General features: G+C 49.0%; 12 protein-coding genes. 11 read left to right on the top strand and 1 reads right to left on the bottom strand.

Going from position 1 to position 15,340, the window contains the following annotated elements; all coding sequences use genetic code 11:
• Positions 1 to 108 precede the first annotated feature (108 nt).
• The gene (locus ACO6V1_RS13485; protein ID WP_269671842.1) at positions 109 to 513 is read left to right on the top strand and encodes an acyl-CoA thioesterase; all 405 of its coding nucleotides are present in this window, start codon (positions 109 to 111) and stop codon (positions 511 to 513) included.
• 110 nt (positions 514 to 623) lie between these two features.
• On the opposite strand, the gene ACO6V1_RS13480 is transcribed toward ACO6V1_RS13485, so the two are convergent.
• Entirely contained in the window at positions 624 to 1,286 is a 663-nt protein-coding gene (locus tag ACO6V1_RS13480) for a fumarylacetoacetate hydrolase family protein (RefSeq protein ID WP_422443985.1), read from the bottom strand.
• A 236-nt stretch (positions 1,287 to 1,522) separates the two neighbouring features.
• Here ACO6V1_RS13480 and ACO6V1_RS13475 point away from each other — a divergent pair, with 236 nt between their 5' ends.
• From ACO6V1_RS13475 to ACO6V1_RS13430, 10 genes are all read left to right on the top strand, one after another.
• Positions 1,523 to 1,783: a DUF4404 family protein gene (locus ACO6V1_RS13475; protein WP_101747242.1), complete on the top strand. Its 261-nt coding sequence runs from the start codon at positions 1,523 to 1,525 to the stop codon at positions 1,781 to 1,783.
• Positions 1,784 to 2,082: 299 nt separating this feature from the next.
• Positions 2,083 to 3,312, top strand: a complete 1,230-nt coding sequence (serA, locus tag ACO6V1_RS13470) for a phosphoglycerate dehydrogenase (RefSeq protein WP_422443987.1) — start codon at positions 2,083 to 2,085, stop codon at positions 3,310 to 3,312.
• Positions 3,313 to 3,495: 183 nt separating this feature from the next.
• Complete coding sequence (gene ushA / locus ACO6V1_RS13465; protein WP_422443989.1) at positions 3,496 to 5,124, top strand: bifunctional UDP-sugar hydrolase/5'-nucleotidase UshA; 1,629 nt, start codon at positions 3,496 to 3,498, stop codon at positions 5,122 to 5,124.
• Positions 5,125 to 5,351: 227 nt separating this feature from the next.
• The gene (locus ACO6V1_RS13460) at positions 5,352 to 5,831 is read left to right on the top strand and encodes a CreA family protein (RefSeq protein ID WP_422443991.1); all 480 of its coding nucleotides are present in this window, start codon (positions 5,352 to 5,354) and stop codon (positions 5,829 to 5,831) included.
• A 233-nt stretch (positions 5,832 to 6,064) separates the two neighbouring features.
• The gene (gene sbcD, locus ACO6V1_RS13455; RefSeq protein ID WP_422467179.1) at positions 6,065 to 7,354 is read left to right on the top strand and encodes an exonuclease subunit SbcD; all 1,290 of its coding nucleotides are present in this window, start codon (positions 6,065 to 6,067) and stop codon (positions 7,352 to 7,354) included.
• Complete coding sequence (locus tag ACO6V1_RS13450; RefSeq protein WP_422467177.1) at positions 7,354 to 11,028, top strand: AAA family ATPase; 3,675 nt, start codon at positions 7,354 to 7,356, stop codon at positions 11,026 to 11,028. Before sbcD ends, ACO6V1_RS13450 begins: the two co-directional genes overlap by 1 nt.
• Before the next feature lie 21 nt (positions 11,029 to 11,049).
• The gene (gene gltS / locus ACO6V1_RS13445; protein ID WP_422467175.1) at positions 11,050 to 12,276 is read left to right on the top strand and encodes a sodium/glutamate symporter; all 1,227 of its coding nucleotides are present in this window, start codon (positions 11,050 to 11,052) and stop codon (positions 12,274 to 12,276) included.
• Between the two features lie 280 nt (positions 12,277 to 12,556).
• Entirely contained in the window at positions 12,557 to 13,213 is a 657-nt protein-coding gene (locus ACO6V1_RS13440) for a hypothetical protein (protein WP_422443999.1), read from the top strand.
• A gap of 270 nt (positions 13,214 to 13,483) precedes the next feature.
• Positions 13,484 to 14,992, top strand: a complete 1,509-nt coding sequence (gene tnpC, locus ACO6V1_RS13435; protein WP_422444001.1) for an IS66 family transposase — start codon at positions 13,484 to 13,486, stop codon at positions 14,990 to 14,992.
• Between the two features lie 33 nt (positions 14,993 to 15,025).
• Positions 15,026 to 15,340, top strand: a 315-nt coding sequence (locus tag ACO6V1_RS13430) for an RING finger domain-containing protein (protein WP_422467173.1), incomplete at its 3' end; no start/stop codon positions are given.

The raw sequence follows: 15,340 nt of genomic DNA, 5'->3' as shown, positions 1-15,340 counted from the left end.
ATAGGACAGCCAAAAAGACTTTTAATATGAAATAGATAGTAAAAAAGATAGAATACCCGCAAAATCAAATTAACTGAACAAAACAATAAAAATAGTTTGGAGTCTTACATGAGTGCCAGACATGAAAATCTCGACAGCGTCCCTACTCCTCAAGGGGAAATGACCTTGAAAGTTCTGGCGGATCACCGTTCCGTCAATAGCAGTGGTGATGTATTTGCTGGCTGGGTAGCCATGCACCTGGACCAGGCTGGGGAAGTCTGTGCCCGCAAGGCCTCCAATGGTGCCAGGGTGGTCACGGTCAGTATTGGCAGTATGAGCTTTCTCAGGCCAGTTCAGGCCGGTGACCTGATCGGGTTCTTTACCCGGGTAACAGAAATCGGCAAAACATCGATTAAGGTGGTTGTCGAAGGCTGGATAGAAAACCACCATGGCTGGGAGAAACTGACAGAAACAACCATGGTGTTTGTTGCCATTGATCGGGGTGGACGAACCCAGCGGGTCAGGAACTTCTAGGATTTGAAGAGGATCAGGAGCCTCTGATCCTCTCAACCCACACTGAGAGTGAATGTCTCAGCCACAACAGAACCGGCAGTTAGCTTATGAATGGCTCGTAAAACGTGTCTTCAGAGACACCGCGTCCGGGTTGAAAAAATCCCATTCATGGACAACTCTAAATCATCCCCCGGCTGCAGAGGCCCAACACCTTCCGGCGTTCCGGTCAGCACGATATCTCCCGGAAGTAAGGTGAAATGCCTGCTGATATAGCTCAACAGCCCGGGAATGGAGGTCAACATATGTGCCGTTGTCCCTTTCTGCCTTGGCTCTCCATTGACCGACAGAGAAAACCCGAGATTGGCAGGATCTTTAATATGCTCGACGGCCACAAACCCGGATAACGGGCAGCTGTTATCAAAGGCTTTGGCAACTTCCCACGGCAGCCCTTTTGACTTTTGCCGTTCCTGAAGATCACGCAGTGTCAAATCCAGTCCCAGACCAATAGCCATGATCGCCTGGTTAGCCTCATGCTCACTGGCATCGGTCAGAGGCTCCCTGATCAGCAGGCTCACTTCTGTCTCATGATGGACCACTCCACGATTACGGGGTAATTTCACGGGCTGCTCAAGGTTAACCATGGCGGTACCGGGCTTAATAAACAGCACCGGATCATCCGGCAGGGGATTATTCAGTTCCTGGACATGTGCCGCATAATTCCGTCCTACACAAACCACCTTCCCAACAGGAAGGTCAATACGGTCGCCACTGATCCAGCGGTGCCTGTACTTCATAGCGCATCCCTTATTAACGCCGGTGATGAAAAATGGAACGCACAATACGCGCCAACATCATACGGATATTTATTATTCAACTGAGCCAGAAGCCTTGTCGGGAAACAGACAGTGTTTGCCTGTCATTCCCCGGGTAGACTATTGTCCCACGGCTCAACTCACAGTTAAAGCATCTCACTTTCACATACACTGTAGTAGTATCATAAAGACTGGCCGCACAGTGGAAGGAGCATAGTATGTCAGAAGAGCTGCAACTCAATATCCAGAGCCTTCATGATATTCTTGAAAACTCACCCGTCGATGAATGCACAGCAGGAGCCTTAAAACAGATAACCGAAGAGATCAACATTGCCGTTGCCCAGGCAGAAGGAGAAATCCCCATTCAGGGCTACAACGATCAGCTGGAGCAGGAGGCCATTCGCTTCAGTGAAGACCACCCGGCCCTGACACAGGCGATCCGGCAATTAATGTTTACCCTCTCCAGCATGGGTATTTAAATACGGTCGCTATGACAAAGCTTACCACCAGATCGGTTTCACTGATGTGAGGCCGATCTCCCTGCAGTAACGACCCACCGCCTTTTAGCAGGTACTATCACGCACAGCCTATGCTATGATGTGCCGCCTGACGCAGCCGGGAGCAACCGGTGATGCGCCATGAAAACGATGGGTGGATCAATAACAGCCATAAATTGAAAGCACTGCTGCTGTTGTCCGCCTGCACAATAAAAAACAGTGCTTTAATGTAAAACAGCCTTGAGCCAGTCCGCCATGAGCTAACCAATAAAGAGACTGATATGCCCGAAATATCGCTGGATAAGAGCAAGATTCGTTTTCTCCTGTTGGAAGGTGTCCACCCGTCTGCTGTCGAGATTCTTAAAGCATCGGGCTATACCAATATCGACTATGTCACCACCTCCCTGCCTCCTGAGGAACTAAAGGAACGTATCGCTGATGCCCGCTTTGTCGGCATCCGGTCCCGGACCCAGCTGACCGATGAGATTTTTGCGGCGGCAAAAAAACTCTGTGCTGTTGGCTGTTTCTGCATTGGTACCAACCAGGTAGAACTGCCCGCAGCTACACGACGGGGGATACCTGTTTTCAACGCACCTTATTCCAACACCCGCTCAGTGGCTGAGCTGGTGCTGGCTGAAGCCATCCTGCTACTGCGTGGAATCCCGGAGAAGAATGCCATGGCACACCAGGGAGGCTGGCAGAAAACAGCAGCGAACTCCCATGAAATCCGCGGCAAAAAACTGGGTATTATCGGCTACGGAAATATCGGCAGCCAGCTCAGCATCATGGCAGAGTCTCTGGGCATGGAAGTCTATTTCTATGATGTGGTGACCCGGCTTTCCATGGGCAATGCGACCCAGATCAGTGATCTGAACACCCTGCTTGGCATGTGCGACATTGTCAGTCTGCATGTTCCCGAAACCCGGGATACCCAGTGGATGTTTGGTGAAGCACAGTTTGCTGCCATGAAGGACAACAGCATTCTGATCAATGCCTCCCGTGGTTCTGTGGTGGTTATTGAAGCGCTGGCCGAGCACCTGAAGAACGGGAAGCTGCTGGGTGCCGCCATTGACGTATTTCCGGAAGAGCCACGGGGTAACGATGATGAATTCATCAGCCCCCTGCGTGGCATGAAGAATGTTATCCTGACTCCCCATATTGGCGGCAGTACCCAGGAAGCACAGGAAAATATTGGCCGGGAGGTTGCCGAGAAGTTCGTTATGTACAGCGATATTGGTACTACATTGTCGTCGGTCAACTTCCCGGAAGTCGCCCTGCCTGCCCACCCCGGCAAGCACCGCCTGCTGCATATCCACCAGAATATTCCCGGTATTCTGGGTCAGATTAACCAGATACTGTCTGAAAACCGTATCAACATCAGCGGTCAGTACCTGCAGACCAATGAGTCCGTTGGTTACGTTGTTATCGATGTTGATGCTGAACACAGCGATATGGCCATGCAGAAGATAAAAAAGATTGAAGGCACCATCCGCTGCCGCGTTCTTTACTGATATACATCACTGGCACCTCGTTCCCACGCAGAGCGAGGAAACGAGGGTGTGAGGTTGTATGGGCACTGGATTTTTAACCAGACAACAGTGCTCTTTATTATTAAAAAAACATCTAAATAACGTCGTTCAGTAATTAATCAGGTGTGCGTATGATTCCCGCGTTTTCCTCAAAGGAGAGTCCATATGTTGTACCCACGCTGGTTGTTATTGTCTTTCCCCATCCTGCTATTGCTCAACGGTTGTGCTACCGATACTGGGCAATACAGAGAACCTGCGCTGAAAACGCTTAATTTCACCATCATTCACACCAATGACAACCACGGAAAATTCTGGCGAAACCGTGACGGTGAAGTAGGCATGGCGGCCCGCAAAACATTGATTGATCGTATTCGTGCAGATGTAGAAGCTGAAGGCGGCAAGTCTCTGGTATTGTCTGCAGGCGATATAAACACGGGGGTGCCCGAGTCCGATCTTCAGGAAGCTGAGCCTGATTTTATCGGGATGAACCTTATTGGTTATGATGCCATGACCGTGGGTAACCATGAGTTTGATAACCCGCTGCCTGTTTTGCTGAAGCAGGAAAAGTGGGCAGACTTCCCGTTCCTGTCAGCCAACATCTTTTACAAAGATACCGGTAAACCAGTGTTCAAGCCCTGGGTAATGAAAGAGCTGCAAGGTGTGCGGGTCGCCATTCTTGGCTTAACGACAGAAGATACAGAATCGCAGGCGCTCAAGGAAAACATTAAAGATATTCGTTTTGATGATGCCATAGAGACAGGAACAGTTTGGGTACCAAAACTGATTCGGGATGAAAAGGCTGATATTGTTATTGCACTCACTCACATGGGGCATTATCCAAACGCCAGACATGGGCACAATGCTCCGGGTGATGTCAGCCTGGCTAAAGAAGTGGATGGTGTGGATATCATTGTCGGTGGCCATTCACAAAGTAAACTACACCGGCCTGATATTAAAAACAGCACCTATGTACTGCAAGCCTGGGAGTGGGGTAAATATGTTGGTCGGGCTGATTTTATCTATCAATATCTGGACAGTGGCAGAGGACACAGTCATGGCTTGCTGAAAATGGTGAATTACCGCCTGATTCCGGTGAATCTCAAGAAAGAGAAAATCATTGATGGTAAGAAAGAGCTGATCACTATAGAACCTGAGATTCCAGAAGATCCGGCAGTGCTGAAGGCATTAAAGCCTTATCAGGATAAAGCGAGTGAACTAATGAATCAGGTTGTCGGTTCCATCAATCAGACCCTGGATGGTTCACGGGAAAAAGTTCGCTCAGGCCCAGCGGCCATAGGCAATCTGATTGCCCGGGCACAGATGGAAAAAACCAAAGCTGATCTGGCTGTCATGAACAGTGGTGGCGTTCGCACTGGCTTGCAAGCAGGCAAGATTACCGAAAAAGATATTCTCAAGATTCAGCCTTTTGGCAATATGGTGTGCTACCTGGAAATGACGGGCCGTGAGCTGCGGAACTACATTGAAGACATTGCTGCTATTCAACCGGTCAGTGGCGGCCTGGCGCACTTTGCCAACGTCAGGCTGACCATGGCCGGCGATAAATTAATGTCTCTGGACATTGGCGGAAAGCCTGTGGATAAAAACAGGAAATATCGAATGGCAATTAATGCCTTTTCTGCTGCCGGGGGTGATAACTGGCCGGTGGTGGATGATAACCTGACGTTTGTTAATACCGGTTATACAGACGCTGTCGTGTTGAGAGATTACGTCAAGAGATACTCACCTCTGAAGAGAAGTGAGTATCTGCCAAAAGGGGAGATTGTGAGGAAATAGTCAACATGTCTTCGGCAAAACCACCGGTGTTTAAATCCCGGATACCTTGATATGCAGTTTGCTAACACTATAAAAAGTACCCCATATTCTGAAAAATATATGAGGCCCCAAGGCTCGCCTTTTATTAAAAACAGGGCTTCTTTTAAGGGTCAACTATGACGTACATACAACAAAATTAACGTTACTTGATGCGTTTTTGGACGGGAACTATCAAAAGGTTAAAAAACATGCGAACGTTAACCTCTGCTCTGTTGATTACAACACTTCTGCTCACCGGCTGCTCAGACAATGAGGTAGGCAATGTCAGCCTGGGTTTGTTCACCACTAAAGATATCAAGATCGACACCTTTACCGACCCGGTGGTCAGCGGTGTCACCTGTCATATCTCTCACGTAAAAGGCAATCTTGACCTGTCTGACCCTTCCGATATGGGCATCTCCTGCCGACAGACAGGGCCGATTACTCTGGATATGGTCAACAACATCAATATGTCCAAAAGCGGCGAAGTGGTGTTTAAAACCTCGAAAAGCATCCTCTGGAAGCATCTTAAAATACGACGTATCTGGGATGAGAAAAACAAAACCCTGATCTATCTCAGCTACTCCACCAAAGAAACGGCCGGCAGTGCCAAACACTCCATGACCACCGTGCCCCTTTGGGGAAACCCCGTCTGGGATCAATTAAACCAACCTGATACAACTCAATAGCTGACCGCAGTTTTCCAGTCCACTCAGTTGATGTGATATTAATCTGAGTACCCTGAGCAATTCCCGGACGATCCAGCTATCCTTTGCCAGGCAGCACTGTCGCAAGAAGAGTGAAACAAGGAATCCGCTGCCAGATCATTGGCTACAGTACGGTTCTGGTGTAGTTTCACTTTTTACTTTTTCACCAGGGTGATGTTCACTCCACCCTCTGACTGCCCGAAACTTAAGACACCATGCGTATTCTTCACACTTCAGACTGGCACCTTGGCCAGCATTTTATGGGCAAAAGCCGGGAGGCAGAACACCAGGCCTTTCTGGACTGGCTGATCGAGCTGGTACAAGAGCAACGCATCGATGCCCTGATTATTGCCGGTGATATCTTTGATACCGGCACCCCGCCCAGCTATGCCAGGGGACTTTATAGCCGCTTTATTGTCAGCCTGCAGAATACCCACTGTCGGCAGCTTATCGTGATTGGTGGCAACCATGACTCGGTAGCCACACTGCATGAATCAAAAGAGTTGCTGGCCTGCCTGAATACCTTTGTGGTGGGTGGCGTCAGCCAAGACTCCCGGGAGCAGGTTCTGGTGTTGAACAACGCTCAGGGCAACCCCGGCGCGGTGATCTGTGCAATTCCGTTTGTCCGCCCACGGGATGTTCTGGAAAGTCAGGCGGGAGAGACCGGTGAGGATAAACAGCAGGCACTGCAACAGGCGATTGCTGCCCACTATCAGACCATTTATACAGAAGCTGAAAAGCTGGCAGGGGAACGTCTGCCCATTATTGCAACGGGTCATTTAACGACAGTTGGCGGACAACTAAGCGAATCCGTGCGTGAAATTTATATCGGAACCCTGTCGGCATTTCCGGTAGCCGCATTCCCCAAGGCTCACTACATTGCCCTCGGCCATCTTCATCGGCCACAGGTCGTGGCGAAGCAGGAACATATTCGCTATTCAGGTTCACCAATCCCGCTGAGTTTTGATGAAGCCGGATCCGATAAGCAAGTCATTATTGTGGACTTCAGGGAAAACGAGCTGAATAAAATTGAGTCCGTCATTGTTCCTGTTTTCAGGCCTCTGATCAGTCTCAAGGGCTCCCTGGACAGCATTGAGCAGCAGCTGGCCACTCTTGCCAGTGAGCGGGCCAATGAAAATGAGCAACCGCAGGCTGAACTCAATCCATGGCTGGAGATTGAAATCACCACCGAAACCTACCTTCACGACCTGCAAAGCCGGGTCGAACAAATGGTGCTGGCCAGAGAGGAGCTGTCCTCATGTGAGCTGCTGAGGGTAAGAAGAAAACGGGAAAAAGCCGCCGCATCCCTAACCGTTGCTGACCAGGAGAGTCTGGCCGAGTTGAAGGTTGAGGATGTTTTTCAGCAACGGCTTAAGCAGGAAGAGCTGACCGATGAACAATTACAGCAGCTGACCGGCGCGTTTCAGGAAATACTCGAAGACGTGTTTGCAGCAGACAAACAGCATCCCATGCTGGCGCAGCATGGCCAGAAGGACAACGCCTGATGAAAATTCTCAGCCTGCGCCTGAAAAATATTAACTCCCTCAGGGGCGAGTGGAAAATAGACTTCCAGAGTGAACCGTTTACCAACACGGGTCTCTTTGCCATTACCGGCCCGACCGGTGCTGGCAAAACCACGCTGCTGGATGCCATCTGCCTTGCCCTGTACCACCAGACTCCCCGCCTGACCACAATCTCCGCCTCCGATAACGAGCTGATGACCCGGCATACCGCCGAGTCGCTCGCCGAAGTTGAGTTTGAAGTCAAAGGTCAAGCGTATCGCGCCTTCTGGTCACAACGCCGGGCCAGGGGCAAAGCAGACGGCAAGTTGCAGGCACCTCAGGTCGAGTTGGCCGACAGTGATGGTACGATTATTACCACCCGTATCAGCGATAAATTGAAAAAGGTGAGTGAGCTGACCGGGCTGGACTTCGGACGTTTTACCAAATCCATGATGCTGGCCCAGGGCGGTTTTGCCGCTTTTCTGGAGGCCAGTGCCAATGACCGGGCTGAGCTGCTGGAAGAACTGACCGGTACCGAGATCTACGGAGAAATCTCCCGCCGTGCCTTTGAGCGCATGCGCACCTCAGAGCAGCAACTCGACCTGTTAAAGGCCAGAGCGGGCGGTATTGCTCTACTGAACGACGATCGACTGACAGAACTGAGAGAAGAACAGAGTCAGCTTGCCGGGCAACAGGAGGAAACCGGCAACGAACGCCTCTCCCTGAACCAGCAGAAGCGCTGGCTGGAAGAGCTGACCAGCAGAGAACGTGAACAGAAAAAAGCCCGGGAGTCATTGGATAATGCTCTTCAACACAAATCAGAACACAGCGAGCAGATAAACCGTCTGGAGCAGGCCCTGCCCGCCATGGAGCTGCTGCCGGACTGGGATCGGTTGAGCGAACTGACACAAAAGCATCAACGGATACAAAAGACACTGGCTGATCATCAGCAGGAAAAACAGGTCACCACCGAACAGGCTGAAAGTGTTCAGAAACAGTGTCAGATTCAGTTAAATGCCTGGGAAAGCTATCAGCAGGAACAGGAGCAAACCGAATCCCTGTTGGTAGAGCAGGTCATCCCTCTGGATGCTGATATACAGAGACTGACCAATGAACAACAGGCCATCAAAGGCAAATTGCAGGCCGCTGAACATGAGCAGGGCGCACTGAACAGTAGCATTGCCGATGACCAGCAGTCCCGGGAACAACTCACTGGACAACTTCAGGTAGCCAACCGTTACCTGGAACAGAATGCACACCAGCAAACGCTGGGTGAACAGTTGCCGGTATTACAAACCCTGTTTGAGCAGCGGGAAACCGCCAGCCAGGGTGAACAACAGTTTGCTCAAGCCATTCATCAGTTAGAGCAGGAACGCCAGAACCTGGGCGCACAACACCAGACACTGGAAGAGTATATTCAGTCGCTGGCCAAAACACGGGAACAACGCGCCAGCCAGAATAAAACACTGCTAGAGAACAAAACAGCCCTGTTAAATGGCCAGGAAGAAGAGCAGCTGCTGACCGATCAACAGCAGTGGCACGATCAATACCCGATATGGCTGCATCTGAACAACCTCAGCCAGCAATTTGCCAACTGCACCGCTGACTTACAGAAAGAGCAAACCCAGCATGGCAACCTGCAGCAATCGGTAGCACAGTACACCGACAACATTGAAAAATGCAGGACAGAGTACCGGAATGTCAGGCAACACTGTCATGACCTGGAACAGCTGTTAGCCCGGGAGCGGCAGATCACCAGCCTTAAGGACTATCGCAACCAACTGCAGGCCGGAGCGGCCTGCCCCCTTTGCGGTGCCACAGAACACCCGGCCATTGAACACTATCAGCAGCTGAATATTTCCGATACCGAACAGCGTTTAACCGCCAGACAGCGGGAACTGGAGCAACTGCAACTTCAGGGCGAGAAGCTGAACAAAGAGGCTGCCCGTTTACAGGTACAACTGGAATCCTCAGAGCAGACCATTAGCAAGCTGCAAAATCAGATTGCCCAGGTCACATCAGACTGGTCCGCCACCAGCAATGCCCAGTCTCTTTCCCTATCGATCAACAACACCGAAGAATATCAAGACCACTTCAAACAGTTCTCCGAGACCGGGGAGGCCCGGAAAAAGCAGCTTGAACAACTGAGCCAGCTTAATCACCGCATTCAGCTTGAACAGCAGCAGCTGGACCAGCTGAATAACGACATGACCCAACACACCCATCAACGGGAGGTTAACCAGCAACAGCAAAGGCAGATTGACCAGCAGCTGTCTGAAAAGCGTCAACAGCTTGAGCAAAGCCAACAGGCCAACCGGGCGCTGGAAGAGAAGATCAGGCAGAGAATCCAAACTGCGCTGCATCTGGAGATTCCAATCCTGTCAGAGCAATCAACCTGGCTGAGTCAGCAGGAAAAAAACTGGCAACAATGGCAGCACATCACCGCCGAACAACAAACGCTGAATGAGAAAATCCAGGCCATTACCCAGCAGCTGAATCACAAGCATCAAAACCGGCAAAAAGCCGATGAACTTATCCGTGACATTCAGCAAACGCTGGATCACACCAATGCTCGGAGACAACAGCAACAGCAGCAACGACAGGATCTGTTTGGCCAGAAAATCGTGGGTGAGGAGCGACAGCGACTCAAGTCACTGGTGGCCGAAGCAAAGGCACACCATCAACAAAGCCAAAGCCAGTTGAAAGCCATTGATGACAAGCTGGCCCAGCTGACTGGAATCGTTCGCCAGCAGACCATGGAACAGGAAACATTGAGCGAAGCACTGACTGTCGCCGGAACAACCTGGCAGACATTGTTAAACGACAGCCCATTCCGGGATAGCGAACATTTCCAGCAGGCACTACTGGACAGAGAAGAACGGAAGACACTGACAGAACTGAAACAGACCATTGAACAACAGCTGCATGAGGCCAAAGGCAAGCTTGCCTCGGCGGATGCCAACCTGAAAGCACATATTGAACAGCCAGCGACTAAACTAACTCTGGATGAAGTGACTGACAAACTGACCGAATTGGACAACCGAATTCGTTTTATCAATCAACGACAGGGTGAAATTACCCAGGCGCTGAAAGACGACGACGAAAAACGTCTTGGCCAGGCCAGCCTGTTCAGGGATATCGCAACTCAAGAGCATCAATATCAGGTTTGGGCGCAACTCAGTGGCCTGATTGGCTCCAGCAAAGGCGACAAGTTCCGTAAGTTTGCCCAGGGCCTGACGCTGGATCATCTGATTCTTCTGGCCAACCGACAGCTGGAACAGCTCCATGCCCGCTATCTGCTCAACCGCAAGAGCAACGATGAACTCAGCCTTGAAGTACTGGATACCTGGCAGGGTGACTCCGCCCGGGATATCAAAACCCTGTCCGGTGGTGAAAGCTTTCTGGTCAGCCTGGCGCTGGCACTGGGGTTATCTGAGCTGGTCAGCCATAAAACCCGTATCGACTCGCTGTTTCTGGATGAAGGGTTTGGTACACTGGATCAGGAAACGCTGGAAACCGCACTCAGCGCCTTGGATAGCCTGAATGCCAGTGGGAAGATGGTCGGTATCATCTCCCATATTGAGTCCCTGAAAGAACGGATTCCCACCCGGATAGAAGTGATAAAAGAAACCGGACTGGGCTACAGCAAACTGGGTAGACGCTTTGCCTGTATCTGATCACTTTTATTTTGAGGGTTTATGAATCAACTACTGACGGTTGGCGCGCTTGAGTCGTTTCTCATCGCCATTTTTGTGCTATTTCTGGGGCATTTCATCAATGCCCGAATTCCTCTATTAAAGCAGTTCAATATTCCTGAGCCTATTGTTGGCGGACTGATTATTGCCGGTGTTATTGCCTGGCTGCACTTCAATGGTGTCGAGATTGACTTCCACCTGCCCCTGCAAAACACCTTTATGCTGATGTTCTTTGCCACGGTTGGCCTGGCCGCCAGCTATACCCAGCTGATTAAAGGTGGGGTCAAGGTGTTTGTTTTCCTGGCCGTGGCGTCTTTCTATATCGTGCTGCAAAATGGCCTGGGGATGTCACTGGCCAGCCTGCTGGGGCTTGACCCGCTGATGGGGTTAATTGCCGGGTCAATCACTCTTTCCGGAGGTCACGGCACCGGTGCAGCCTGGTCTCAAACCTTCCAGCAAGTATACGGCATGCACAATGTACTTGAGATTGCCATGGCTTCAGCCACCTTCGGCCTGATCATGGGCGGCATTATTGGCAGTCCGGTGGCGCAGCGACTGGTGGATAAATATGGCCTGAAATCCAGATACGGCAACACCAACAGAACCCATGAACAGTTTCCTGAGCTGGTGACCTACAACGAAAATGAGGAAGACAATGTCACCTCAAAAAAGATGATTGAATCACTGTTTATGATTCTGATCTGTGTGACCGGTGCCAAGTACCTTGAAATCTGGGTCAACAACTTTGAGATCAAATGGCTGATGATTCCCGATTTTGTCTATGCCCTGTTTATCGGCGTTATCATCACCAACACGCTGGAAGTCACCCGGGTGAAAAAGCTGGATATAGAAACCATCGATATTCTCGGCACGGTGTCACTGGCCCTGTTTCTGGCCATGGCCCTGATGAGCTTAAAACTCTGGAATATTCTCGATCTGGCCATCCCGATCCTGGTCATCTTGCTGGCACAGTCCGTTATGCTGGCAATATTTACTTATGTGGTGACCTTCCGGGTGATGGGCAAAGACTACGATGCGGCCGTTATTGCCAGCGGTCACTGCGGCTTTGGTCTTGGCGCAACACCCACAGCGGTCATGAACATGGGCTCCGTCGTTAACCGCTTTGGTCCTTCACCCCAGGGGTTTATGGTTGTGCCTATTGTCGGTGCCTTCTTTATTGATATTGTTAACCTGATTATTCTGCAGGCGGCATTGTCGATTTTTGGTTAATCAATCATCAACTCCTGGTACATCTCATTAATGAGTTTGATGTGTACAATCTCCGTTCACCCTTAGCGGAGTTTGGATGTCAATGAGAGAAGGAGCCCATCAGTTGTACTGAATAAGAGAGACGGGCTCTTTTGCACTCCTCTGAATAGCGGGCCATTGATCACTTGAATTTTATGTCAGGCACGCTTTCAGAATTATTAGTTTAAAAAGCGAATTTCTATTCTAATATCAAATCTAAAATACAGTTTTAATAAATTGTTAATAGCCCTCGAGGACTATAATGCAACCATCGGTATCAGCAGGTTCAAGTCTAACCATAACAGCTCAAAAAAGACCAGCAAATTCTACATGCAATCCTCTAAAGCCCAGTAAAACCGCTAAAATGACGACAGAAACTGAGGTTTTGCCAGTTAAAAATGAGAAGTTACGATTAAACAGCAATTTTATCGAATCACCAGAAAACAAGACGGGTGTATTTTCATTACATTTAGCCAGAAAATTTGATTTCGGGTTTTCATATTTTCCAAAGAGCAAAGGGTTTTATACAACAACTTATATAACCATCAACTCAATACCTATTAAAGATAGATTTGTTTTTACTTTTTATACTGATGAAAATTATCCTAACCTCTGGGACAAATCTGATAATGTAAAATTGCTTTGTGAAAAAGATATAAAGTGTCATTTGCCAAGATTACATAAAAAAGAAAAGCCTAAAGATGACCATTATCATGCTTTACTTTTAAAAGATGCTGACCCTGATTCTTTTTTAAAAACCACACTAAATGAAATAGGATTGGCGGATCATGATGAAAAGAATATTTTGCATTCAGCAGAATATTTTATCAAAAACCCCACTCAGGATTGTATTAATTTTACTGAAGGAGCATTATCCCAAAATGGTACATCTGAATCCCTGGAGGAGATGATGATTTAAGTAACCGCTGTTGTATTCCATAGTGAGCTAACATATCACCAGAAATTCAACGTAAATTCATCCTGATTCGTTACAAGCATGTTTTGCTATTATCAGTTGTCGAGAGTTCATGCAGTGCTTTCAAAGCATCTTCCGCCTTATCTGACTGAACAAATATATGGTCATGGAAGAAAGCTGCAATGTTACTGTTCAGCACCCCTCAAAATTTTCTGGAAATTCCTGAATTATCTGCCAGCCTGAGATGCAATGAATCTCAGGTTCATATCCAGCATGGGTTCTGAAACGTCGTCAACACCTTCAAGCGACCAACTCCTGGCAGAGGAAGTTGTACAACTACGCATGAAGGTTGCCTACCTTGAAGAACGGTGTCGTGAGCTTGAGGGGATGGTCAGTAAAAACAGTCAGAACAGCAGTAAACCTCCATCGTCCGATGGCTATCAGAAACCCAATAAAAGCGACAGTCCCCAAGATGATTCCACTAATGGAAAAAACTCCGATTCACAGCAGGAGTCTCCAACTCCCAAAAGCCTGAGGCAATCGTCCGATAATAAAGCCGGTGGTCAAAAGGGGCATAAAGGTAACTGCCTTAAGTCAGTTGATAATCCTGATTATGTTGTCTATCACACACTTCTGGAATGTCATGATTGCCATACTTCCCTTCTTGATGTTGAGCCACTCAAGCATATTGAGCGTCAGGTGTTTGAATGGGGAAAGCCCGGTTGCCCCGAGGTAACCGCTCACAGGGCAGAGGTGAAGGTTTGTTCCTGTGGTCACCATAATCAGGCAGCTTTTCCCAAGGGAGTGACCGCTGCCGTACAATATGGGCCGTCAACAAAGGCCATGGCCGTCTACCTGAACCAGTATCACTTTATTCCTTACAAGAGAGTGTCAGAATATTTTCATACCGTTCATAACATGAGCCTCAGTGCAGGCAGTGTTGCCAACTTCGTTGCAGCAACTTACGAAAACCTCGCCTCTACTGAACAGGTCATCAAGGATGCTCTAAAGGAGACGCCTGTTGCTGGCTCCGATGAAACGGGTATGAGGGTGGACGGTGACCTCTGGTGGCTACATATCCTGCGGGATGATCAGTGGACACTCTACCATCTTGCACAAAAGCGTGGCTGCGAAGGCATGGATGCCATGGGTATATTGCTCACGTTTACCGGCGTGCTGGTTCATGACCACTGGAAACCCTACTTTACCTATGCGGCAGTACACGTATTGTGCAACGCCCATCATCTGCGCGAGCTTCAGGGTGTGGTAGACAGGGATGCCAACCAGCTGGCTCTGCGCTTAATGAAACTGCTGCGGCTCAGCTGGCATTATTGTAAAGGGTTTAACACTATTGGAATGCTACAGATGCCGTCTGTTCTGCAAGAGCGCATAGAAGATATTTATGATCGTATACTCAAGCGCGCACTGGCGAAAGAAGCCGCTTATATGGAGAGGCAGCGGCAAGAGCTGGGACGAAAGAAGGTAAAGAGAACCAAGGCTTATAACCTGTTCAAGAGGCTCATTGATTACAAGGAAGAGACACTGCGTTTCATGACGGACTTCACAATCCCTTTCGATAACAACGGCAGCGAAAGGGATGCCAGGATGGCAAAGCTGAAGCAGAAAATCTCAGGCTGCTTCAGGAATGATTACGATGGTTCCATGTTTACACGGATCCGCAGCTACGTGTCGTCTGCGAAAAAGCAAGGAAAGAATATATTCCACTCCATTTATAGAGCTGTAGAGAATTACGGCAATCTTCCGCTTCTTGGGGCTGAATAGTTACGAAAAATCCTTTTATGGTTCGGTTTTGATATGAATAGTGCTAAGGGTCTTGAATGTGCAATATGTTATGACTCAATATGTTGTGACTCAAAAAAATACAAAAGCATCCAGCTGACATGCGGACATGTTTTTGGTAAATCATGCATGCGGAAATGGGTGGAAAGTTCCAACCAAAAAAAATGCCCTGCCTGTACCAATCAATTAACTGATAACAAGATAAAAGAGATAAAAAATATCCCATTGCAGGAGCGTGTGGTCATTTTTTTGCAAAAAACGAGTAAACTTATTGGCCGAACTATTGTGAAGTGCGTCCCCGCGCTTGCTGTCGGGGGTGCTGTCTTTGGG

Origin of the sequence: Endozoicomonas sp. ALC013 (assembly GCF_049310205.1) — a bacterium.
GTDB lineage: Bacteria > Pseudomonadota > Gammaproteobacteria > Pseudomonadales > Endozoicomonadaceae > Endozoicomonas.
This window is presented reverse-complemented; position numbering and strand designations above follow the sequence as displayed.